The sequence below is a fragment of the Bradyrhizobium hereditatis genome, assembly GCF_020329435.1.
GTDB lineage: Bacteria > Pseudomonadota > Alphaproteobacteria > Rhizobiales > Xanthobacteraceae > Bradyrhizobium > Bradyrhizobium hereditatis.
Genome location: NZ_JAGKJK010000004.1, coordinates 158820 through 182563, shown reverse-complemented (window position 1 = coordinate 182563; position 23744 = coordinate 158820). Strand labels below are relative to the sequence as shown.

The window sequence follows — 23744 nt, the reverse complement described above, 5'->3', positions numbered from 1 at the left end:
GATAGGCTTGCGGTTCGAAACAAAAGTCGATGAGGAATGCGCCGTTGTCATTCAACTGTCATTTTATTGTCATGTATGCCGCGGGCTGATCTTCCACGTCGCAGCGAGGATCGCCGCAGTCAACGCGCCGCTGATTATTGCGGCGATCGGAATCGTGACGGCTAACGCTGCCGTCGCGGCCCAACCGATTGAGCAGAAGGCTTCCGCGAAGGTTGCCAGCCGCGAGGAAGTCTGACGCCGGCGGAATTGGCTGCGCTTGGCTTGCACGCGAAACCAGAGCTGTATCGCGGTGGCGGAGACGGTCGCGACGAGAACGCCGAGCGCGGTAACGATCGCCTGCGTCAGGGACGCGAACGCAAGTGCTGCGATCAGTGGCGCGAAGATGGTGCCGATCGATATCAGCACTACCTCGATCTTGGCGCGGATCACGCGTGACGGAGGCAGTGGCGCGGTCGCGACGAGGTCGGCGGCGTCTTCGCCTGAAATCGTCAGCCAGGCGAGGCCGCCGGCGAGTTGGCCTGCCGCCATCACGATGACGGGCGTGATCAGCACGATCGCCGTGGAGCTTTCGGAAAAGCTCCGCCACAGCATCAGGGCCGGCGGCACCAGATACAGGAGCTGCATCAGGCTTTGCGACAACAGCCACGGGTCGCGCCGCAGCAGCAGGAATTCCTTGGCGCGCAGCGCCTGTTGCCGCGAGCCGCCGCGAAACGCGGTCGCGCGCGGTCCGCGGCGGACGGTCCGGGTCGTTGCGGCGACGCTGACGACGGTGTCGGCAAATCTCGGCGAGAAGGTCGCCATCACGATGCCGAGCAGCAGCAGCCCGCCGGCCAATAGCCATGACAGCACCGTGCCGTCGCCGACTGCCGCGCGCGCCGGCCACCATAGCGGACTGCGGCCACTTGAAGCGCGATCACGAAGCCGGCGCCGATGACGGCCGCCACGATTTGTGCGACAAGACGAGTGTGGCTCGGGCCGATCAGCCTGAACAGCAGCACCGTGATTGCAATCGCAACGGCGGCGGCCGAAAGGCCGATGGCGACAACGAGGCCGAACGCAGAGAGCCACCGCACGCCGCCGCCGATCACCAGCACATCGACAAAGGGCGTCGACAGTAGCAGCGCCATTCCGGTGACCGCGAGCGCAATCGCCGCGATACGCACCGAGAATACATTGGCGAGGTTCGCGGGCGAGGACATGATGAGATCGAGATCGGCGCGGGCGTAAAATACCCGCGTCACCGATTCGATGGCCTGCGATAACATCAATGCCCAGGCGAGAAAGATCGTCGCCGTGATCACGATCAATTCAGGCTTACCGAGCGGAAACTGCAGATCGGCGAAGCGGCCGATCACCGCGTAAGCCGGCAAGTGCATGATGGCGGCGAACGCGATGAGTGCGATGATTGCACGCTTTCGCTTGCCGCGGCTGCCGGTCATCATTGCCAGCCATTCGCGCCAGGCGAGGCGAATTTCGTGGCGGGCAAACCAGGAGAGTGCCGCGGCCGAGCTCATGCGGCTGCTGCCGCGTTGGTGTCGACGAGCGCGATGAACATGTCTTCGAGGCTGCTGTCGCCGCGGCCGTTCTGCTGGCGCAGCTCGGTGAGCGTGCCCTCGGCCACCAGCCGGCCCGCCGCGATGACGCCGATCCGGTCGGCCATGCGTTCGGCGACTTCGAGAATATGCGTCGTCATGATCACGGTGCAGCCGGAACGGACACGCTCCTGGAGCAGCCCCTTGACGTGACGTGCCGACAGCGCATCCAGCCCGGTGAGCGGCTCGTCCAGAATGATCAGGCGAGGATCGTGAACCAGCGCGCCCGCCAAAGCCACTTTCTGGCGCATGCCCTTGGAAAATCTCTCGCAGCGTTCATGCAGATGCGGCTCCAGCCCGAGCGACAGCAAAAGCTTGTGTGCGGAAGCAGAGGAAATTGCGGGATCGATACCCCACAGCCCGGCGACGAATTCGAGATATTCCAGCGGCGTCAGCTTGTCGTAGATCATCGGCTCGTCGGAAACCCAGGCCATGATCTGCTTGGCGGCGACGGGGTGGGCGAGCGCATCGATGCCCAGGATAGAGACCGAGCCGGCGTCGGGCTTGAGCAGACCGGCGACCATGCGCAAGGTCGTGGTCTTGCCAGCGCCGTTGGGGCCGAGCAGGGCATAGAACTCGCCGGTGCGGACGGTGAGGTCGAGCGCGTCCACCGCCGGGCGGTCAAAACGCTTCGTTAACCCTCGCACCTCGAGCGCCGATACATCCGCTTTCATGATTTCGGGACGATCCAGTTGTTCATTGCGGACCATGAACCGAAGAACTTTCGGCGCGGTGAATCTTGCACGCCAAATCACAGCGAACCCCGCAACTTCCCGGGGCTGCGGCATTTCTCCGCAATTGTTAACGGCGTCGCACGCAGCGCTTTGTTGACAGGGATCGAGCCTTTAGGCTCAATGCAGCGGGACATGTGCGGCTGCTTCGTGGAATGCCACGCAGCGTGTAGACACAAGATGCGGAAAAGGCGGTCGACAGAATCGCCTGGCATCGGGGAGGGAAATGATGCTGGACTTCGTTCAGCAGCTGGTGAGTGGCATCGCGCTCGGCTGCGTCTATGGCCTGATCGCGCTCGGTTTTGTGCTCATTTACAAGGCAACCGAGGTCGTCAATTTCGCCCAAGGCGATTTGATGATGCTGGGCGGATTCTTCGCCTTCACTTTCATCGGCATGCTCGGTCTTAATTACTGGCTTGGATTCGCCGGCGCGGTCGCGGCGATGGCGCTGTTCGGCATGCTGGCTGAACGTGTGGTGGTGCGTCCGATCCTCGGCTATCCGCAGTTTTCCATCATCATGGCGACGATCGGGCTCGGATACTTCCTGCGGTCCGTGGTCGGAATGATCTGGGGCACCGACGATTTCAAGATCGAGACGCCGTTCAGCGAGGGCGTATTGCGGATCGGCTCGTTGGTGCTGGCATACGACAAGCTCTCGGTGATCGCAGCCACCATCATTCTTTGTGCGCTGCTATACCTGTTCTTCAACCGCACCACGCTCGGCACCGCGATGCGCGCCACTTCGGAGAACATGCTCGCTGCCTACTACATGGGCATTCCGGTCAAGCGCGTGGTCTCGATCGTGTGGGCGATCGCTGCGGCGGTCGCGACCGCAGCCGGCGTGCTGCTGGCGCCGATCACCTTCATTCATTCCAATGTCGGTCTCGTGCTGGGATTGAAGGCGTTTCCTGCCGCGGTCCTTGGCGGTTTCGGCTCCATCCCCGGCGCCGTGGTCGGCGGCGTGCTGATCGGCGTGATCGAGAGCATGGCCGGCTTCTACCTGCCGCAGGGCTGGAAGGATGTCGCGCCCTACATCGTCCTTCTGGTGGTGCTGTTGCTCAAGCCCGAAGGCCTGTTCGGTATTCATATGCGGAAGAAGGTCTAATGCGGTTTCTCTTCAAAACGGATTACGAAGACGACATCAGGCTGTTTCCGCATAGTGGCTACGTCTTCTCCTACGGCATCCTGATCGCGTTTCTTCTTATCGCGCCGTTCGTGCTGTCGAGCTATCTGGTCAGCCAGCTGGTGTTCGTCTGCATTTACGCGACGGTGGGCGTAGGCCTGATGATCCTCACCGGCTTCACCGGGCAGGCCTCGCTCGGCCACGCCGCGTTTCTGGCGATCGGCGCCTACACGGCGGCCTATCTGCAGCAATATGACGTACCCTTTCCGGTCTACTTCCTGGCCGGCGGCCTGCTTACTGGCGTGGTCGGTGCGCTGGTCGGCTTTCCGGCGCTACGGCTAACGGGCATCTACCTCGTCATCGCCACGATCTCCTTTGCTTTCATCGTCGAGGAAGTGCTGGCGCGCTGGGAAAGCGTGACCCACGGCAATGAGGGCATGCGCGTCAAGACGCTGAGCCTGTTTGGCGTCGCCGTGCCGCGCGACGGCCCGACATTCTACTATCTGTGCCTCGCCGTCCTCGTCCTCACCATCGTCGGCACGCTCAACCTGCTGCGCTCGCCGACCGGCCGCGCCTTTGTCGCGATCCGCGACAGCGAGACGGCGGCGCGCAGCATGGGCGTCAACGTCTCGCTCTACAAGGTGAAGTCGTTCGCGATCAGCGCAGCGATCACCGGCCTTGCCGGTGTGCTGTTCGCGCACAAGCTTTCCTTCATCAGCCCGGAAATGTTCACGCTGCAGCTCTCGATCGAGTTCATCATCGTGATCCTGATCGGCGGCACCTTCAGCCTGCACGGCGCGGTGCTGGGCGCGATCTTCCTGGTGATGATCGATCCGTTCCTCACCTATCTGAAGGACGACCTGCCCGGCATCATCGCCGGCATTGCCGCGGCGTTCGGCGCCGACAGCGTTACGGCCGGCAAAGTTCACAGCAACGTCGCCGCCATTGCATCCGCGAACGGCCTGAAGGGCGCGATCTACGGCGTGATCATCGTGCTGTTCGTGCTGTTCGAGCCGCTCGGTCTGTACGGGCGCTGGCTGAAGATAAAGCTCTTCTTCCAGCTCTTCCCGCTCTACAAGCGCGCCACGTTCAAGCGTCAGAAGATCTACGTGAAATCGGAGCGGAACCGATGAGCTATTTCCGTGCGGAAAACCTGTCTTTGCATTTCGGCGGCCTGAAAGCGGTCGATTCCGTCAGCTTCGCGGTGGAGAAGGGCGAGATTCTCTCGATCATCGGTCCGAACGGCGCCGGCAAGAGTTCGATCTTCAACCTGATCTCGCGGATCTATCCGCCGACCTCGGGCAAGATATTTTTCGAGGATCAGGACATCACCGAGCAGCCGGCCTACGACATTGCCGGCCTTGGTATTGCGCGAACCTTCCAGAACATCGAACTGTTCGAGAACGCGACCATGTTGAGCAATCTCCTGGTCGGCCGTCACAGGCACTCGACGACGCAGCTCTGGCAGGAACTCTTGTTCCTGCCGAGCGTCCGCGCCGGAGAAAAGGTCCATCGCCGCCGCGTCGAGCAGGTGATCGAATTCCTCGATCTCGAGGCCTATCGCGACAAGCTGATCTCGGGACTGCCCTACGGCGTTCGCAAGGTGATCGAATTGGCGCGCGCACTGTGCTCGGAGCCCAAGCTGATCCTCTTGGACGAGCCGTCGTCCGGGCTCAACGTCGAAGAGACCGAGGACATGTCGTTCTGGATCCGCGACATGAAGAGCGAGCTCGGCATCACCGTCCTGATGGTCGAGCACGACATGACGCTGGTCAATCGCGTCTCCGACCGCGTGATCGCGCTGAACTACGGTCGCGTGCTCGCGATGGGCTCGCCGTCGGAGGTGCAGCGCCATCCCGACGTCGTCGCCGCCTATCTGGGCGCATGAGGATGATGCCATGAGCACTTCCGATATCATCCTCAAGCTCAGCAATATCGAAAGCTATTACGGGCCGATCATGGCTATCCGCGGCATCAGCCTCGAGGTGCCGCGTGGCCGTATCGTCACGCTGCTCGGCGCCAACGGCGCCGGCAAGACCACGGTGCTCAAGACCATCTCCGGCATTCTCGATCCCCAGAAGGGCTCGATCGAATTCTTGGGCAAGCCGATCCAGCGCATGGAGGCCGACAAGATCGTGCGGCTGGGTCTCAGCCACGTACCCGAGGGACGCGAGGTATTCCCGTTCCTGTCGGTGCGGGAAAACCTGATGATGGGCGCCTATCCGCGCAGCGATCGCGACGGCATCGCCAAGGATCTCGAGCGCGTCTACGGCTATTTTCCGCGGCTGAAAGAGCGCATCAATCAGCCGGCCGGACAGCTTTCCGGCGGCGAGCAGCAAATGCTGGCGATCGGGCGGGCGCTGATGAACCGGCCGACCCTACTACTTTTGGATGAGCCGTCGCTCGGCCTTTCGCCGATCCTGGTGAAGGAAATCTTTACCATCATCAAACGCGTTAACGAGGAGCAGGGCATGTCCATCCTCCTGGTCGAGCAGAACGCTAAAGTGGCGCTGGAGACGGCGCACTATGGTTATGTGCTGGAAATCGGCCGCGTCGTGATGAACGACACCTGCGAGCGGCTGATGAATTCAAAGGACATCCAGGAATTCTATCTCGGCGCCAAGGAAGAGGGGGCCCGCGGCGAGCGGCGCTGGAAAAAGAAGAAAACCTGGCGCTAGAGCATGATCCGGAAAAGTGGGTACCGGTTTTCCGGCAAGATCATGCTCAAATCCAAAAGATGACGCATGTAAGGCCTTGGCGTTACGAACGAATTCGAGCTAAATTCAAGCCCTGCCTTGAGAAAAAGACCGGCTCTCGAGACTGGTAGCTGAGGCAGGCGACAGAGGGAGGAAGGGAGCGCATGGCCAGACCGGCAGTGCTGACAGTCGCCGACACGATCGCGAGAAGTTTTCTGAAGTCCGTGGAGACCCGCGGTGACCGCCCGGCAATCCGCGAAAAGAAGTTCGGCATCTGGCAGGCGACCAGCTGGCGCGAATGGCTGCAGATCTCCAGGGATATCGCCTTCGGCCTGCATGCCTGCGGCTTCCGGCCCGGCGACATCGCCTCGATCATCGCCAACGCGGTGCCGGAATGGGTTTATGCCGACATGGGCATTCTCTGCGCCGGCGGTGTTTCTTCCGGAATCTATCCGACCGACTCTTCGTCGCAGGCCGAATATCTGATCAACGACTCCTCGACCAAGGTGATCTTCGCCGAAGACGAAGAGCAGCTCGACAAGATCCTGACCTGTCGTTCGCGCTGTCCGACGCTGCAGAAGATCGTCGTGTTCGACATGGAAGGCCTTCATGGCTTCAGCGATCCGATGGTGTTGTCGCTCGCCGAGTTCATGGCGCTCGGCCGCAACCACGCGCAGGGCAACGAGGCGCTGTGGGATGAGATGATCGGAAGCCGCTCGGCCGGCGATCTCGCCATCCTCGTCTACACATCGGGCACCACGGGTCCGCCTAAGGGCGCCATGCATTCCAACCGCAGCGTGACGCACCAGATGCGCCACGCCAACGATCTGTTCCCGTCGACCGATTCCGAGGAGCGGCTGGTGTTCCTGCCGCTCTGCCACGTCGCCGAGCGGGTCGGCGGCTACTACGTCTCGCTCGCGCTGGGATCGGTGATGAATTTCGCCGAAAGCCCGGAAACCGTGCCGGACAATCTGCGCGAAGTGCAGCCGACAGCTTTCCTTGCTGTACCCAGGATCTGGGAAAAATTCTATTCGGGAATCACGATCGCGTTGAAGGACGCGACCACATTCCAGAACTGGATGTACCGCAACGCGCTCGCCATCGGCAACCGCATGACCGATTACAAGCTGCAGGGTGATACGCCGCCGCTGTCGCTGCGGATCGCCAACCGTTTCGCCTACTGGCTGGTGTTCCGCAACATCCGCCGCATGCTCGGGCTCGACCGCTGCCGGCTCGCATTCACCGGTGCAGCGCCGATCGCCCCCGATCTGATCCGCTGGTATCTCGCGCTCGGCCTCGACATGCGCGAGGTCTACGGCCAGACCGAGAATTGCGGCGTCGCGACCATCATGCCGCCCGATCGCATCAAGCTCGGTTCGGTCGGCAAGGCCGCACCCTGGGGCGAGGTCGCGATCTCACCGCAGGGCGAGATCCTGATCCGCGGCGATTTCTTGTTCATGGGCTACCTGAACCAACCGGAAAAGACCGCCGAGACCATCGACGCCAAGGGATGGCTGCACACCGGCGATGTCGGCTCGATCGACAATGAAGGCTTCGTCCGGATCACCGACCGGATGAAGGACATCATCATCACGTCGGGCGGCAAGAACATCACGCCGTCGGAGATCGAGAACCAACTAAAGTTCTCGCCTTACGTCTCCGACGCCGTGGTGATCGGCGACAAGCGGCCGTATCTGACCTGCCTGGTCATGATCGACCAGGAGAATGTCGAGAAATATGCGCAAGACCACGACATTCCGTTCACCAACTATGCGAGCCTGTGCCGCGCACAGGAAATCCAGGATCTGATCCAGCGCGAGATCGAGGCGGTCAACGCCAACTTCGCGCGCGTCGAAACCATCAAGAAGTTCTACCTGATCGAACGTCAGCTCACGCCGGAGGACGAGGAGCTGACGCCGACCATGAAGCTGAAGCGCAGCTTCGTGAACAAGCGCTATGCGGCCGAAATCGAGGCGATGTATCGCGAGAAGGCGGTAGCGTAGGTGCCATTTGGCACCAAGTTACTTGAAAACGGCGAAGGATTGAGAAGGCCCCGCCCTTCGCGCAACACGGGCCAAGGAAGAGGAGACTGCAATGTCGAAATCGTTCAAGGTGCTGGGCCTTGCGGTGAGCGCCCTTGCGCTGACCCAATTGCCGGCCGCAGCCCAGACCAAGGTTACCGATCAAGGCATCTCGGCGAGCGAGATCGTCATCGGCACCCATCAGGACTTGTCCGGCCCGATCAAGGTCTGGGGTGTTCCGGTTTCCAACGGCATGAAGATGGCGGTGGAGGAGATCAACGCTGCCGGCGGCATCCATGGCCGCAAGATCAAGTTGATCATTGAGGACAGCGGCTACGATCCGAAGCGCGCCGTGCTGGCGTCGCAGAAGATGGTGGAGCGCGACAAGGTCTTCGCCATGGTCGGCCCGATGGGCTCGCCCACTGTGCTCGCATCGCAGGACATCCTCTTTGATGCAGGCGTGCTGCAGCTCTTTCCGCTGACGGCGGCCGAATTCACCTTCAAGTTCGACCCCGCCAAGCCGCAGGAGCGGCTGAAGTTCAGCAACCTCTTGCCTTACGTCGAGAGCACGCGCGCCGCCGTCAAATACATGATGGAGGCCAAGGGCTTCAAGAAGCCCTGCATCCTGTATCAGGACGACGAGTACGGTAAGAACGTGCTTGACGGCTTCACGCAGCAGGTCAAGGCGATGAAGGTAGAACCGGCCTCGGTCACGAGCTACAAGCGCGGTGCTTCCGACTTCAGCGCACAGGTCGCCAAGATGAAAGCCGACGGCTGCGACATGGTCGTGCTCGGCACGGTCATCCGCGAGACCATCGGTGCGATGAGCGAAGCCAAGAAGCTCGGCTGGGACGTCACCTTCCTCGGCGCTACCCCCACCAACGTGCTGGAAGTGCCGGCGCTCGGTAAGGATGCCGTTGAAGGTCTCTATGCCGCGTCCGGCTTCGAAATTCCCTACGAAGACACGGCGAAGGGCAAGGTCAAGGACTGGCTGACCAACTACAAGAAGATGTTCGGCTCGGATGCGAACACGCAGGCGATCATCGGCTACAACGCCATGATGACCTTTGCGTTCTACGCCGACAAGGCAGGCAAGGACCTGACCGGCCAGAAGATGTTGGCCTCGCTAGAATCAGGCGAGCAGTTCCGCGACATCTTCAACTCGCCGCCGACCAAGTTCTCCAAGACCGACCATCTCGCCAACACCATCACCCAGGTTCAGCAGATCAAGAACGGCCGCTGGGTGCTGGTCAAGGAAGGCCTGATGTTCTGAGGAGGTATCGCCTCTGCCATCAGGGCCTCAACGACAGGGCTGCGCGAGACGATCGCGCAGCCTTTTTTCTTTGTGCCTTTAGCTCGGAGAGCAAACGCCGTCATGGCGAGGCGCGAAGCGACGAAACAATCCATCTCTCCGCTCGTGGCGCTATGGATTGCTTCGCGGAGCCTGTCATCGGGCGCGCATTCGCGCGACCCGGTGGCTCGCAATGACAGAGCAAGCGGCATCGTGAGTCCACCGTTATTGCTGCAGTACCTTCTGCAACTGATCGCCGAGAATAGCCGGCTCCACCGGCGGCAGATAGGTGAGGCCGGCTGCCTTGGCGAGGTCGGCGATGGTGCCTGCCGCCTGTAGATCGGAGAGCGCCTTGTTGACGGCGGCGATGAGAGCCGGATCGCTGGCAAGGCCGACATAGCCGCGGTTAACACCGATCGGATAATAGTAACCGGATGCTGTGAGCTTGGTGTCCGGATGGGTGGCGCGGTGGGCATCGAAACGGCGAAGGTCGAGCAGCGTCGCGTCAAAGTCGCCGCGATTGAGTGCTCCGAGCAGGTCGTCCCGCCCCGGAACCAGATGCGTGATATCGTCGATCAGCCGTCCTTTGTCGAACGTCATCAGGATGGCATCCCCCAGCGTGCCGCTTTCGATCACGATCCGTAGACCGGCGAGGTCGCCGACGCCGGAGATCTTGCGGCCGCGCGCCTTCTCGCCGAGCACGACGGTCAGTGCCGAGTAGACATAAGGCTGGCTCGGTGCCAGCACGCCGACCGGCACGCGACGGCGGCGATCGTCACGGGTGGCGCCCTCGAAGTCCGGCAGCTTTGCCGCCTTGACGCCGGGCACCACGAGCGCGTCCTTGGTGAAGGCATAGCTGCCGACCAGCGCACAGCGGCCATCGGAGAGCAGGGCATTGGCTTCGAGCGCCGGGCTCGAGGTTTCATCGAGCTTGCTTTCAAACCACTGGATCTTGAGCGGACGACCGAGCCGCGCGGCGACAGCCTGTGCGAGCGCGACATCAAACCCGCTGTCGGGCTTTCCACGCTGATGCAGTGATAGGGGAGGCAGATTCTCGTCGAGACAGACCTTCAGCGGGTCTTCAGCCGCGCGCGCAGTCGACGCCAGCGCAAGCAGCGCAGCAGCGGCTGCGAGCCGCCTCTTCATCGATTCCTCCGGCTCGATACAAAGGCCCAGATCTCCGTGATCTCCTGATCACTCAGAATGTCCTTCCACGGCGGCATGTTGTTCTTGCCCTGCTTCACCGTCGTGGTGAAACGCTCGTTATCGTCCGGGAATGCACGCAAGTCGGGTGCGACCGTGCCCGCAGTGACCATGTTGGGACCATGGCAGTGCCCGCATTTCTGCGCATAAGTAGTCCTGCCGGGACCGATCAGCGCCTGATCGATGGCAGCTTGTTGTTGCGCGGTGGCCGGCATCGTCATCCACGTGATGGCTACCACCGCGACGGCGGCAAGAGACGCCGCCGTCCACTTCGACACTTTGTCAATCATTCGCGTCCCGAAATCAGTTCTTTAACGCGAACACCCACAGCGAACCGCCTGTCGGCACTTTCGCAAGCCGTTCATCGCCGGAGAAGATCGAGTAGACGCCGCCATAGCCGCTGGTGACGGCGATGTACTGGACGCCGTCTTGCTGCCAGGTCACCGGTTGTCCCTCGATGCCCGAGCCGGTCTGGAAGCTCCACAGCTTCTTGCCGTCATTGGCGTCAAAAGCGTCAAACTCGCCGGTCAACTGGCCAGAGAACACGACGCCACCCGCTGTCGACAGCACGCCCGAGAAACGCGGAATGTCGCTCGGCACTTCCCATTTTGATTTTCCGGTCATGGGATCGATGGCCTTGAGGTGGCCGCGCGGTCCATCGGGCCACGCCCAGATATCGGTCAGGTCCATGCCGAGATACCATTCGCCCTGTTTGTACACCGCCGGCTCGGCCTTGTAGTTGCCGCCGATATTGAGCGTATTGGCGTAGGCGAGGCCGGTCTGCGGATTGTATGACATCGGCTCCCAGTTCTTGCCGCCGAGGATCGACGGCTGAACCGTGACCTTCTTGCCTTCACGGGCATCCTTGGTGATGTCGGTTTCGATCGGACGGCCGGTCTTCATGTCGATGCCGCTGGCCCAGTTCACCTTCACATAGGGATTGGCCGCGAGCAGTTTCCCGTTCGTCCGGTCAAGGACATAGAAGAAGCCGTTGCGATTGGCATTCATCAGAGCCTTGGTGGGCTTGCCTTCGATGGTCATGTCGGCAAGCACCATTTCGGCCACCGCGTCATAGTCGAACGGATTGTTCGGCGAGAACTGATAGTGCCATTTGATCTTGCCGGTCTTCGGCTCGAGCGCCAGCACCGCGCAGGTGTACAGATTGTCGCCGGGACGGACCGCCGCATTGAACGGTCCGGGGTTACCGACGCCCCAATACACCGTGTTCAGCTCGGGGTCATAGGAGCCGGTGATCCAGGTCGAGCCGCCACCGAGTTTCCAGGTGTCGCCTTTCCAGGTGTCGCCGCCGGGCTCATCGGGACTAGGTATGGTGTGGGTCCGCCACAGGCGCTTGCCCGTCTCCGGATCGTAACCATCGATGAACCCGCGCGTGCCGAACTCCGCGCCGGAAACGCCGGTGATGACGACGCCGTCCGCGACGAGCGGCGCCACGGTCATCGAATAGCCTTCCTTGAAGTCGGCCGCCTTCTGACGCCACAGCTCCTTGCCGGTCTTCATGTCAAGCGCGATGACATGGGCGTCGAGCGTGGTGCGGAAAAGCTTGCCGTTGTAGATCGCGCCACCGCGGTTGATGATGCCGCAACACACGATGCGCGGCGTCTCGGCCGGATACTCGACCTTGGTTTTCCAGATCTGCTTGCCGGTCTTCGCGTCCACCGCCATCGTGGCGTTGTGGCTGGTGACGTAGATGACGCCTTGGTATACCAGCGGCTGCGACTGCGCGCTTCGATCATCGGCGAAGCTGTAGTTCCACACCGGCACCAGGTTCTTTATGTTGTCCTTGTTGATCTGCGTGAGCGAACTGAACCGCTGCAGATTATAGCCCATACCGTAGTTGAGAACGTTGGCTGTATCGGTCGCTCCCTTGACCAATTGCTCGGTCGTCTGAGCGCTAGCGCCGAGCGGCGCAAGAATGACTAGGCTTGCGGCAAACGCAATGCTCTTCATGCGGTCCCTCCCAATGAACTTTATGCGCGCCTATTTTCTGGCGCTGTGGGACAACCATCCCTGAAACGGGAAAAAGCGTCAATACGAAAGTCGAAGACGACGCGCGAGCTCTCAAAGAGGGAGCAAGAAGCTTGTCTCTCCACGCTTTCGGAACGCGGCGGGCGTTGCGGCTGCACCGCACCATTGGCTTCAGAGAAGGAAGATCAGGCAAGGAATGCAGATCGTTGTCGACCGTCGTCGCGCAACATTTGCGTGCCGTCAATTGTCAGTCGGCGGAGTCGAACGACAGGTCCGCTGAGGCGGTTAGAGAACTCGTGGCGAGCGAAGCCGCAGGCTTAAAATCCAATGCGCCGGCGAGCAGGGGAGAATCAGCGTATCGCATCACGCCGTGCTGACCGATCACGAATGTCGGCCGATAGTTTCTGACGTTGGCATCCCAAACCATAGCCATACGGCGATTGTCGAGCATCAACCAACGCCCTTCCAGCCGCGCGGCAGCAACAGCATGGTCTTCGCCTCGTATTATATCGTGCATGATCACGATCCTGAGGTCGTCGGGCGCGATGCCGGCGCGACGCAACGCCACGAATTTAGCAATCGCATAGTCTTCGCAATCGCCGCCGCCCCGCTCGAGCGTGGCGAGCGGAGAGCTCCAGACGTCGATCTGACGGTGTTGGGCGAGGTCGCTCGTAGCCTTGATGGAAAGATTTATCGCGCGGTTGATTTCGCCAAGGCGGGCGCGGCCGTCGCGGAGTCTCGCATTCTCGACGATATCGAGGAACTTGAGCGCCGCCGGTAGCACGCAGCCCTCACGGTCGCCTTCGCAGAGCGCAAGCTGGACCATCTCATCGTCGAGCCGGCGCTGCACGCCAAGCCACTTGTCGTGCAGTCCGCCGCTGGTGAGGGATGAGGTGACAAGCCCGAACGGCTCAGTCGATGGCTGGATCAGTTCGATTGGCGCGGATGGCTCAGGCGTCTCCGCGCGCAGTTCGGCTGACCCCAACCAGGCCAGACCGCACGCGACGATGCCCGCACGCCATGCGTGCGCATAGACTGAGAACCCCATCTGACACCCCTTGTCCGGGCATCGGCGGGCTTGCTCTGCCTGCTCGTGACCGGATCATTTCAGAATGGTCAGGATGGGCAACGGCGCTTTTGATCCGTTTAAAACGAGGGGGAGCCGGTCGGGAGTTTGCGAAACGACGTGAACGCCGCCTTGCCGCTTTGCAGAGGACTTTATCGATCGGCTCGATTCGACGCTCATCAAGGCCGCTCGGCTATCCGGGGGCAGGCTGCGGCATACGGCGCGAAAGTTTACGGTTGCGAAAGGGTCACAGGTCATCCGAATTAACCTTGCTCGCCGAATCGCTCGGTGCGCGATTGCAACCGTTCCGGATGCTTGAAGGGGTGACGGCTTCCCATGAATCCGGCGAACTGGTCAGCCTTGGGCGGATGTCGCATTCCTTAGCACGGGGCAACCGCAGCGCGGCGGCAAAGGTAAGGTATTAAGACTGCTTATCTTTATGTCTTGGGAAGGCTGTGCCTATTTTTTAAGCGGCCCGCGGCAAACGCCGCCTTTTCCTTGCCAAACTGTCGCCCGACAATTTTATCCGGACCTTTTGGGTCTGTTGCCGACTTACCCCATATTGGGGGTATCGCGCCGCATGTGCTTTTGTGTTCCTTACCTGCATGGTATGAAAACTTTGCAGGGAAATTTCATACTTATTAACCATTTAGCTCTGGTGCATCATTGAACTATGCCGGCAAATTCGGATCGGGTGGCCTCGACCCAATTTCCGGCGTGGATGCGGATCTCGGGCCGCTGCTGTCACCGCACGGTCATCTTTCGTCCCCCAGCAAGTTCCACGTCGACAAGGTTTCGACACAGGCGCCTTCCGACGCCATCGTCATTTCTGATGCCCATCTGCTGTTCCATGGCGAGTTCAAGCGGACCGGCGTCGACCTGATCCTCACCAGCCCCGACCGCGAAGTCGTGCTGCGCGATTACTTCAAGGGCGAGAAACGCGCTGCGCTGGCCTCGCCTGATGGCGCCCATCTCACCGGCGACATCGTCAACGCGCTCGCCGGCCACACCCAGCTCGCGCAGGCTGACGGCAGCGCCAGCGTCGCGCCCGCCATCATCGGGCATGTCACCAAGCTGAGCGGGAACGCAACCGCGATCCGCAACGGCGTGGCGATCATCCTGAACCAGGGCGATACCGTTCATAAAGGCGACGTCGTCCAGTCCGGTTCGGATTCGACGCTCGGCATCACTTTCATCGATGGAACCGTGTTCGGCCTCGCCTCGAACGCCAGGATGGTGCTCAACGAAATGGTCTACGACCCCAACGGGTCGGACAACAAGTCGCTGCTCAGCCTGGTGCAGGGCACGATCTCCTTCGTCGCCGGGGCCACCGCCAAGAAAGGCGACATGAAGGTCGACACCCCGGTCGCGACCATGGGTATCCGCGGCACCGCGGTGCTGGTCGAGATCGACTTCGAGGTGCCCGGCTCGGGTATCGCGCCGCCGGCGAAATTCCAGGTGCTGGTCGAGCCCGACGGCACCACCGGCTCCTACATCCTGTTCGACAAGACCACGCTGACGCCGATCGCGACCGTGAACCGGGCCGGCACGCAGACGATCATCAACGGGCAGGGCGCAGTCAGCTTCCAGTCCTCGGTGCAACTGTCGCCCGACGCGCAGAAGATCATCAGCGACGTGTTTTCGCTGAAGTTCAGTGACCTGAACAACCCGAACACCAAGCTCACGACCAATTTCACCGACTCGATCGTCCCGGAAACGGTGTTCCTCAAGCTGGCCAGCAACGAGTTCATCCCGGTCACGCTGCAGTTCGTCAACATCCCGGAGAGAGTTGCGGTTGCTCCGGATCCGGCGCCGGTCGAAAGGCTCCAGCATATTCCGGGCCCGCCGCTGGCGGCCGCGTTCGGCGGCGCCACGACCGAACGCGTCGATGTGACCGCGAGCTCTGCGATCAACAGCATCTCCGGCGTGGTCAACTATCTCGACATCAATGTTGGCGACACCCCGAGCGTCAGTGCGCAGTTTTCTTCCTTTACCTATCAGGACGCGCAGGGCGCCGACGTCACCGCTACGCTGACGACGCAGCAAGAGGCGGCGATCAAGGCCGTCGAGGTGCCGCTGGTCGTGGCGCAGGACCCGAACGGCAAGAACTTCGGCACGGCGACCTGGACCTACAACGTCCCCGATGGCGCGTTCGACTTCCTCGCCGCCGGCGAGACGCTGCAGCTGACCTACATGGCGCGAGTCGATAACAATTATGCGCCGAACAACGAAACGGCGTTCGTGCCGTTTACGATCGTCGTCACCGGCACCAACGACAAGCCAACGCTCTCGGCAACCGGCGGCGCGATCACGGAGCGGATCGGTACCGGCAATACGGCGATCGATACCGTGAGCGGCACCATCACCTTCGCCGATGTCGATCTGACCGACCGTCCCATTGTCAGCGCAGCGATCTCCACGACCGATCCGTTCCGCTACTACGACGCCGAGGGCAATGACATCACCGCGACGCTGACGCCGGAGCAGTTGGCAGCGATCCTGGCCGTCGAAGTACCGCTGAGCGTGGCGCAGGCGTCCGGCAACACCAACACCGGCTCGGCGACCTGGACCTACAGCATCGAGGACAGCAAGTTCGACTTCATCGCCGAAGGCGAGACGCTGACCCTCAACTATGTCGCCCAGGTCGACGACGGCCATGGCGGCGTCGTCTCCACGCCGATCACCGTCACGATCAAGGGCGCGGACGTCGTTGTGGTCGGCACGAACGATGTGCCGACCATCACCACCACCAGCTACGCTTTTGCCGAGCTTTCCAACGTCAACCAGCCGAATCCGACCGGCTCCAACACGCTCCATGTCGCGTCCGGCACCATTAGCTTCACCGACGTTGACCTGACGGACCGGCCGGTGGCGAGCGCCGCTTTTAGCTCGTTCAGCTACCTCAACGCATCCAGCGTCGACATCACTTCACAGCTCACGGCCAAGCAACTCGCGGCGATCGCCGCTGTCGATGAGCCGCTGACGGTGGTGCAGGTTGCCGGCAATACCAACAACGGATCGGCGAGCTGGAGCTATAGTGCAGCCGACGGCGCGTTCGATTTCCTTGCCGACGCCGAGATCCTGACTCTGACCTACACTGCAACGGTCAATGACGGACACGGTGGCGTGGTGACCAAGCCGATCACCGTTACGGTCACCGGCAGCAATGATACGGTCGACATCACCAGCGATCCGCAAGTCGCGATCATTGCGGAAAAGGCCAATACCCACGGTTCGCCCGCGCCGGACACGGCGAGCGGCGCGATCACGTTCATCGATGCCGACCTGACCGATACGCATGAGGTCAACATCGCTGGCGTCAGCGCTTCCGGCGTGACGGCGGGGCTTGCCAATGGCTCGGTCCAACTCAGCTGGCTGTCGCTGGATCCGCTAAGCGACGCCACCGACGGCGTGCAGGGCGTGCAGAACTGGTCGTTCTCGGCGCCGGACAGCTATTTCGACTATCTTGCTGACGGCGAGACGGTCACGCTGACCTATATGGTAGAGATCGACGACCATCATGGCGGTCTCATCTCGCAGGATGTCGTCATTACGATCAATGGCAGCAACGACGCGCCTGAAATTGTCGCCATCGCACAGCAGGGCCTGACCGAGCCGAGCGATACCGCAGCGCTGACGACGACAATTCCGGTCACCTTCACCGACCTCGACCTGTCAGATGTCGGCCACACCGCAACCATCACCGGAGCGGTGGCGTCCGGCGTCACTGCCGGCCTTGCGCTTGACGAGACGGCGCTGATCGCCCTGGTGGCCCCTGGCGCGGTAAGCAAGCCTGCCGGTTCCTCCGACGGCTCGGTCAACCTGTCCTTCTCCGCGGCCTCGACCGCGTTCGACTATCTCGCTAAGAGCGAGGTCCTGACGCTGACCTATACGGTCGCGATCAACGATGGCGATGGCGGGATCACGTCAGAGACTTTCACGATCACCATCATCGGTAGCAACGACGCGCCGGTCCTGACCGCGGCGGCTCCCACGCTGACCACGCTTACCGAGGACGAGACCGTGAATGCCGGCCAGACCGTCGCCTCGTTCCTTGGAGCCAGCATTGCCGACGTCGATCACGGCGCGCTGCAAGGCATCGCAATCACCGCTACGACCCGCGCGCATGGCCACTGGGAATATTCCACCGACGGCAGCACGTTCGTCGCCTTCCCGGCGGTGTCGGTCGGCTCAGCCTTGCTGCTGGCGGCGACCGACATGGTCAGGTTCGTTCCCGACGGTGAACACGGCGGTACGGACACGTTCACGTATGTGGCGTGGGATCAAACGACGGGCATCCATGGCACCATGGCGGACGTCTCGGCATCGGGCGGCTCTACCGGCTTCTCCCTGACGTCGGATACTGCAACGCTGACGGTGATGGCGGTCAACGACGCGCCGACTGCGGCCGCGCCTGCGGCGCACTACGCTACGACTGAACAAACTCCGCTGGTCATCAGCGGCACCGGCTTGCATGTCGCTGATATCGATGGCAATGGCGGCACCGAAACGGTGACCCTCTCCGTCGGCGAAGGCATCCTGGACGTCGATCTGGGTGGAAACGCCGTTTCGATCACCGGCAACGGCACGTCCTCTGTGACGATCACCGGACTGCTCGACGACATCGAAGCGCTGCTCGCCGGGGAAAATTCCGGTACGATCAGCTTCACCGCGAATTCGGACACTCCTAGCGCATCGACCGCGCTGACGCTATCCGTCAGCGACGGTGGCAACAGCGGATCGGGCGGCAGCCAGACCGCAACCGCCACCGCGACCATCGACATCACGCCGGTCAACGACGCGCCGGTCACGACCGACGATGTCGCATCAATTGCGGGCCGTACGGGAAGTATCTCGGGTCACCTGCTCGCCAACGACACCGACGCTGAACACGACACGCTTTCCGTGTCTAACGTCGTCAACGGCGTCGCGGCGTCCGGCTACTTTACGGTTGATGGCACGTATGGCCGGGTTGTCATTGATCAGGCGACCGGCAACTACACTTACACGCTCGGAGTAACGACCGAGCAGGCCGCCGCGGTGGCCGCGCTCGGTCAAGGCCTAACTGCGCACGATGAATTCACCTACACAGCCTCCGACGGCGCGCTGGGGACGAACGGCCATCTCAAGGTCACCGTAACGGGCGTCAATCAGGCTCCCGTGTTGAGCGCCGAAAGCATCTGGGTTGAGGAGAGCGGAGACGCCGCAGTTATCACCACCCTCTTTGACATCAACTTGTCTGATGACGACCAGGCGTCCGATGTGACGATCACGGCAAGCGCTTTGCATGGCACGCTTTCACCGGTAGATGTGGGCAACGTTTCGGAAGTCAATGCCCAGTTTGCCAACGGCATCATTTACACGCCGACGGATTACAACGGCGATACCAAGGTAAACGACATCGTCACGGTGACTGCAACGGACGCAAATGGCCAAAGCGGCATCTTGAATTTCGTGTTCCAGCAATCCGGTTGGGGTGGCGCTACGCTCGATGGGACGTGCGAAAAAGACGTTATCTTCGCAACGGAAGGCAATGATACGCTGACCGGCAACGCCAAAGCCGACCAGTTCGTGTTTGCGCCAGAATCCCAATACGACCCGAGCGCCGATGTCATCACCGACTTCACGCAGGGTGAGGACCATATCGATCTCCGTGCGTTCGCCCACTTCGTGAACGCCGAAAACATCACCGCATGGCTTGCAAATCCAGACCATGTGACGACGAGTGGGGACGACAAGCTGATCATGCTTGAGACTGGCGACACCATCACCTTAAAGGGGCTCCACGCGACTACCTTGCATGCGAGCGACTTCATCGTGTCGCCGTATCACTGAGAATGGCCCTTCGCCGTCCGTGCCAATTCAGGATATCGATGCCATCTTCTGGCTTGTCTGGCGCTCTCAGTTAGCCAACAATCCACGCCATGAAGCTCCGACCCCTACCAAGGTGGTTCAAGCGGCGCATCGGCTATGCCCGGCTGCTCTGCCTTGTGCTCCTGATCGGGTTCGCTGCGCTGCGCGTCGCCGATCCGGCGCCGGTGGAGGAAATCCGTGTCAGGACGTTTGACGCCTTCCAGCGCATTGACCCGCGCAAGAAGACCGTGCGTCCGGTCACCATCGTGGACATCGATGACAAGAGCCTGGAAAAGCTCGGGCAGTGGCCGTGGCCGCGCACGCGGATCGCCGATCTCGTCACCGAACTGACGAGGCTCGGCGCCGTCGTGATCGCCTTCGACGCGGTGTTTTCGGAACCCGACCGGCTCAACCCGGCCGTGGCGGCCGAGACCTTCCCGCAGCTCGATGAGGAAACCCGCGCCAAGCTGCGCACGCTGCCGAGCAACGACCAGATCTTGGCCGATGCGATTCGCAAGTCGCGCGTCGTGCTCGGCGAGTCCGGCCTGCCGGAGGAGATCGCGGCCCTCGACAAGACGCTGCCGGTGACCGGCCTTGCGATGCTCGGCGAAGAGCCGCAGCGCTTCATGTTCGAATTCCCCGGCCTCCTGCGCAACGTGCCGGTGCTGGAACACGCCGCCGCCGGGCGCGGCCTGTTCACGATCAAGCCCGAGCGCGATGGCATCGTGCGGCGGGTGCCGATGATCATGCTGGCGCAGGGCCAGACCATGCCGTCGCTGACCTTCGAGATGCTCCGCGTCGCCACCGGTTCCGGCACCATCCTGATCAAGGCAGAGAAGGGCGGGATCAAGAGTCTGGGCATCGGGAGCGTCCAGATTCCGGTCGACCTTAACGGCCAGCTCTGGGTCCATTACGCCCGCAACGATGCCTCGATCTACGTTCCGGCGGTCAACGTCCTGGAGAAGAACGTCGCGCCCGACATGATATCGGGCAAGCTGGTCGTGATCGGTACCTCGGCGGTCGGCCTCAACGACATCAAGACGACGCCGGTCGCGCGCGCCATGCCGGGCGTGGAGATCCATGCCCAGGTGCTCGAGAGCGCGCTGACCGGCGCGGTGATCTCGCAGCCGATCTACGGCATCGTGCTCGAATTCGCCGCGGCGATGCTGTTCGGGCTGCTGGTGATTGCGTTCGCGCCGCTGTTCGGTCCGGTCTCGCTCGTCGTCGTTGGGAGCGCGTTTGCAAGCGTGCTGGTCGGAACGTCCGTCTATTTCTACACACAGCAGCGGCTGCTGATCGACTTCACCTATCCGCTGATGTCGACCACCTCGATCTATCTCACGCTGATCTTCGCAAGCTTCGTGCGCGAGCAACAGCAGCGGCGGCAGATCCGCTCGCAATTCGCCCAGTACATGTCGCCTGTCCTGGTGGAGCAGCTGGCGCAGCAGCCGGAGCGGCTGGTGCTCGGCGGCGAGGAGCGCGAGATGACGATCATGTTCTCGGACATGCGCGGCTTCACCTCGATCTCGGAGACCTACAAGGACGATCCGCAGGGCCTGACGTCGCTGATGAATCGTTTCCTGACGCCGCTCACCCACGCGATCCTCAACCGCAGGGGATATATCGACAAGTACATGGGCGACGCCATCATGGCGTTCTGGAACGCGCCGCTCGATGACAAGGACCACGAGGTCAACGCCTGCGAGGCGGCGATCGACATGCTGGAGCGCGTCGATGAACTCAACCGGGAGCGCGAGCAGGAAGCGAAGGAGGCGGGGCGTCCGTTCATTCCGCTCAACATCGGCGTCGGCCTCAACACCGGCACCTGCGTGGTCGGCAATATGGGCTCGGACGTCAAGTTCGACTATTCGGTGTTCGGCGACAGCGTCAACCTGGCCTCGCGCCTGGAAGGGCAATCCAAGGAATACGGCTTCCCCATCATTGTCGGCTCGAAGACCGCCCTCGCGGTCAAGGACAGGTTCGCCATCCTCGAGCTCGACTTCATCATGGTGAAGGGCAAGAAGGAGCCGGAGGTAATCTACGCTATCGCCGGCCGCAATGACGTCGCGCAGTCCGGACGCTTCCAGCGCCTGCGCAATCTGACGATCGAGATGCTCGCCTGCTACCGCAGCCGCGATTGGAGCGGCGCACTGGCCGCGATCGAGCGCGGCCGCAAGACCGACGAAGCGAACGCGCTGGAGCTGCTCTACGGATTGTACGAAGCGCGCATCCGCAATTATCTCAAAAATCCGCCGCCGGAGGATTGGAACGGCGCGTTTGCGCTGCTGACGAAGTGACGCGGCAACGCGTCATTGCCGGGCTTGACCCGCGCATCCATCGCTCTTCAGAGGAATTTTGCGAAGGGAGATGGATTGCCGGGTCAAGCCCGGCAATGACAGCGGGCCTACTCCAGCCCAATCTGCGTCAAGTCCTGGAACCAGTGCTGCGCCTGCACGAACTTCTTCACCTTCGGCGACAGCGCATGCGGGTTGGTGTCGTGCACCACCCAGACCAGTGTGGCGTCGTCGACGATCAGCGCATGCGCCTGCGCCAAGAGCTCGTCCTGCTTGGCGACATCAAAAGTCTGCTTGGCCTCGTCGATCAGCGCATCGACCTTCGCACTTCTGTAGCCGCCCCAGTTGACGCCAACAGGGGCGATCTGGCCGGAGTGGAAGAAACGCACGATCGCATAGAGCGGATCTGACGTGACATAGGCGATGTTGTTGGAGGTGATGCCGGCGTTCATTTCATCGGCTGCACCCTTGCGCCAATGCGTATAGAGCGTCTCGAGTTCGACCACCTTGAAGTCGATCTCGATGCCGATCTCCTTGAAACTCTGCTGCAGGAATTCGTTCATCGGCAGCGACAGCATCTGTCCGGTGCCGCCTTGCGCGATGATGAAGGTCGTCTTCAGCGGCTTCTCCTTCGAATAGCCGGCCTCCTCGACAAGCTTCTTTGCCGCCGCGACATCATATTTCAGTTCGAAGGACGGCTTGCCGAACCACGGGCTCGACGGGTCGACCTGACCCTTGGCGGGTTTGGCGAGCCCGTTCATCAGCCCGACCACCGCCTCGCGATCGATCGCAAGATTAAGCGCCTTGCGCAGGCGGATGTCAGTCCAGGGCGAGCCGGGCAGCACGCTTAGGTGATAATTCCAGACATGCGGCGTGACGTTGTCGACGATCTTCATGCCGGCGGATTTGAGCTGCGGCACCGCATCCGGCGCCGGCGTCTCGATCAGATCGACCTGCCCCGCCAACAGCGCATTGGTGCGCGTCAATGCCTCCGGCATTGGGATCAGCACGATCTTGTCGGCCTTCGGAAGTCGCTTCTTGTCCCAGTAATCGCCGTTCTTCGTCAGCTCGGCGAGCTCGCGCGGCACCAGCTTTGTGAGCTTGAATGGCCCGGTGCCGGAGGGCTGGCTCGCGAACTTGTCCCAATCCTTGCCGAGCTTTTCATATTGTGCGGGGCTGGAGACCAGGAACCAGAGCATCTGGTAGGGGAAGAAAGAGTCGATCGCCTTGGTCGTAATCTCGATCGTGTTGTCGTCGATCTTGGCGTAGCTCGCCACCGAAGGCAGGCGTGTCCTGACCTGCGCGCTCTGCCGCTTGTCGAACTGCGGTGCCTTCTCGTTGAGCACCTTGTCGAGATTCCAGATTACGGCGTCGGCGTTGAACTCGCTTCCGTCGTGAAACTTGACGCCCTTGCGCAGGGTGAAGCGCCATTTCTTCTTGTCCTGCTCGTCGACCTTCCATTCGGTCGCAAGCCCCGGCACCAGTTTGCCGGGCCGGTCGGAGACGTCCATTTCCCAGGCGATCAAGGGATCGTAGATCGTATAGGCCGAAAACTGATAAGCGCCGGCGCCGCGGTCGGGCTGGCCGGTGGTCAGCGGAATGTCCGCCATCGATATGCCGTAGCGCACAACGGTCTCCGCTTGCGCTGAAATTGTAGGCAGGCCAAGAGAAAATCCGAGGGCGAATGCTGTGGCAGCAAGAAGCATCGAAATTCGGATGCGCATGATTTAAGCTCCATTGGGCGGGGGTCGGAGCCAAAAAATGCAAGCTTGATGCCAGAGGGAGCATGGAATTACGCTTGCATGCGCCTTCACAGGGTGTTGTGCGGCTAATGGCCCTTGGCGGCGCGCCATCCTTGGCACAGGCGTTGCATACCTTTGCATAAGAA

At 61.6% G+C, this 23744-nt stretch carries 14 protein-coding genes and 1 pseudogene; 8 read left to right on the top strand and 7 right to left on the bottom strand.

The genetic code is table 11. The annotated features are described in order from the left end of the window. Positions 1 to 69 precede the first annotated feature (69 nt). A pseudogene (locus J6524_RS11165) lies at positions 70 to 1514 on the bottom strand (permease). Next, positions 1511 to 2266, bottom strand: a complete 756-nt coding sequence (locus tag J6524_RS11160) for an ABC transporter ATP-binding protein (protein WP_225670435.1) — start codon at positions 2264 to 2266, stop codon at positions 1511 to 1513. Before J6524_RS11160 ends, J6524_RS11165 begins: the two are co-directional and overlap by 4 nt. A 286-nt stretch (positions 2267 to 2552) precedes the next feature. Between J6524_RS11160 and J6524_RS11155 the strand changes: the two genes are divergently transcribed. From J6524_RS11155 to J6524_RS11130, 6 genes are all read left to right on the top strand, one after another. Then, positions 2553 to 3428 (top strand): branched-chain amino acid ABC transporter permease, encoded by an 876-nt coding sequence (locus J6524_RS11155; protein WP_225670432.1) that lies wholly within the window; start codon positions 2553 to 2555, stop codon positions 3426 to 3428. After that, positions 3428 to 4579, top strand: a complete 1152-nt coding sequence (locus J6524_RS11150; RefSeq protein WP_225670430.1) for a branched-chain amino acid ABC transporter permease — start codon at positions 3428 to 3430, stop codon at positions 4577 to 4579. The genes J6524_RS11155 and J6524_RS11150 overlap by 1 nt, the downstream gene beginning before the upstream one ends. Beyond that, the gene (locus tag J6524_RS11145) at positions 4576 to 5334 is read left to right on the top strand and encodes an ABC transporter ATP-binding protein (protein ID WP_225670428.1); all 759 of its coding nucleotides are present in this window, start codon (positions 4576 to 4578) and stop codon (positions 5332 to 5334) included. The genes J6524_RS11150 and J6524_RS11145 overlap by 4 nt, the downstream gene beginning before the upstream one ends. 10 nt (positions 5335 to 5344) lie before the next feature. Further along, on the top strand, positions 5345 to 6124 hold the full coding sequence (locus J6524_RS11140; protein ID WP_225670426.1) for an ABC transporter ATP-binding protein: 780 nt from the start codon (positions 5345 to 5347) through the stop codon (positions 6122 to 6124). Positions 6125 to 6306: 182 nt separating this feature from the next. Further along, positions 6307 to 8145, top strand: a complete 1839-nt coding sequence (locus tag J6524_RS11135; protein WP_225670424.1) for an AMP-dependent synthetase/ligase — start codon at positions 6307 to 6309, stop codon at positions 8143 to 8145. A gap of 91 nt (positions 8146 to 8236) precedes the next feature. Further along, positions 8237 to 9436, top strand: coding sequence for an ABC transporter substrate-binding protein (locus J6524_RS11130; protein WP_225670422.1), 1200 nt, complete (start codon positions 8237 to 8239; stop codon positions 9434 to 9436). A gap of 243 nt (positions 9437 to 9679) precedes the next feature. Here J6524_RS11130 and J6524_RS11125 read toward each other — a convergent pair whose 3' ends face one another. The 4 genes from J6524_RS11125 to J6524_RS11110 all read right to left on the bottom strand — a co-directional run bounded on the left by J6524_RS11125 (position 9680) and on the right by J6524_RS11110 (position 13691). Continuing rightward, complete coding sequence (locus J6524_RS11125) at positions 9680 to 10600, bottom strand: substrate-binding periplasmic protein (protein WP_225670420.1); 921 nt, start codon at positions 10598 to 10600, stop codon at positions 9680 to 9682. Continuing rightward, positions 10597 to 10947, bottom strand: a complete 351-nt coding sequence (locus J6524_RS11120; RefSeq protein ID WP_225670418.1) for a c-type cytochrome — start codon at positions 10945 to 10947, stop codon at positions 10597 to 10599. Before J6524_RS11120 ends, J6524_RS11125 begins: the two co-directional genes overlap by 4 nt. Positions 10948 to 10960: 13 nt before the next feature. Beyond that, entirely contained in the window at positions 10961 to 12625 is a 1665-nt protein-coding gene (locus tag J6524_RS11115) for a methanol/ethanol family PQQ-dependent dehydrogenase (RefSeq protein ID WP_225670416.1), read from the bottom strand. A 265-nt stretch (positions 12626 to 12890) separates the two neighbouring features. After that, the gene (locus J6524_RS11110; RefSeq protein WP_225670414.1) at positions 12891 to 13691 is read right to left on the bottom strand and encodes a transglutaminase-like cysteine peptidase; all 801 of its coding nucleotides are present in this window, start codon (positions 13689 to 13691) and stop codon (positions 12891 to 12893) included. 684 nt (positions 13692 to 14375) lie between these two features. On the opposite strand from J6524_RS11110, the gene J6524_RS11105 reads away from it, so the two are divergent. After that, positions 14376 to 19544, top strand: a complete 5169-nt coding sequence (locus J6524_RS11105) for a VCBS domain-containing protein (protein ID WP_225670412.1) — start codon at positions 14376 to 14378, stop codon at positions 19542 to 19544. Between the two features lie 89 nt (positions 19545 to 19633). Continuing rightward, positions 19634 to 21859, top strand: a complete 2226-nt coding sequence (locus J6524_RS11100; protein WP_225670410.1) for a CHASE2 domain-containing protein — start codon at positions 19634 to 19636, stop codon at positions 21857 to 21859. A 107-nt stretch (positions 21860 to 21966) separates the two neighbouring features. On the opposite strand, the gene J6524_RS11095 is transcribed toward J6524_RS11100, so the two are convergent. Continuing rightward, entirely contained in the window at positions 21967 to 23580 is a 1614-nt protein-coding gene (locus J6524_RS11095) for an ABC transporter substrate-binding protein (RefSeq protein ID WP_225670408.1), read from the bottom strand. Between the last annotated feature and the right edge of the window lie 164 nt (positions 23581 to 23744).

Coding starts and splice junctions, on each gene's coding strand:
- J6524_RS11160 (WP_225670435.1), bottom strand. CDS start 2,266: ATGAAAGCGGATGTATCGGCGCTCGAGGTGCGAGGGTTAACGAAGCGT.
- J6524_RS11155 (WP_225670432.1), top strand. CDS start 2,553: ATGCTGGACTTCGTTCAGCAGCTGGTGAGTGGCATCGCGCTCGGCTGC.
- J6524_RS11150 (WP_225670430.1), top strand. CDS start 3,428: ATGCGGTTTCTCTTCAAAACGGATTACGAAGACGACATCAGGCTGTTT.
- J6524_RS11145 (WP_225670428.1), top strand. CDS start 4,576: ATGAGCTATTTCCGTGCGGAAAACCTGTCTTTGCATTTCGGCGGCCTG.
- J6524_RS11140 (WP_225670426.1), top strand. CDS start 5,345: ATGAGCACTTCCGATATCATCCTCAAGCTCAGCAATATCGAAAGCTAT.
- J6524_RS11135 (WP_225670424.1), top strand. CDS start 6,307: ATGGCCAGACCGGCAGTGCTGACAGTCGCCGACACGATCGCGAGAAGT.
- J6524_RS11130 (WP_225670422.1), top strand. CDS start 8,237: ATGTCGAAATCGTTCAAGGTGCTGGGCCTTGCGGTGAGCGCCCTTGCG.
- J6524_RS11125 (WP_225670420.1), bottom strand. CDS start 10,600: ATGAAGAGGCGGCTCGCAGCCGCTGCTGCGCTGCTTGCGCTGGCGTCG.
- J6524_RS11120 (WP_225670418.1), bottom strand. CDS start 10,947: ATGATTGACAAAGTGTCGAAGTGGACGGCGGCGTCTCTTGCCGCCGTC.
- J6524_RS11115 (WP_225670416.1), bottom strand. CDS start 12,625: ATGAAGAGCATTGCGTTTGCCGCAAGCCTAGTCATTCTTGCGCCGCTC.
- J6524_RS11110 (WP_225670414.1), bottom strand. CDS start 13,691: ATGGGGTTCTCAGTCTATGCGCACGCATGGCGTGCGGGCATCGTCGCG.
- J6524_RS11100 (WP_225670410.1), top strand. CDS start 19,634: ATGAAGCTCCGACCCCTACCAAGGTGGTTCAAGCGGCGCATCGGCTAT.
- J6524_RS11095 (WP_225670408.1), bottom strand. CDS start 23,580: ATGCGCATCCGAATTTCGATGCTTCTTGCTGCCACAGCATTCGCCCTC.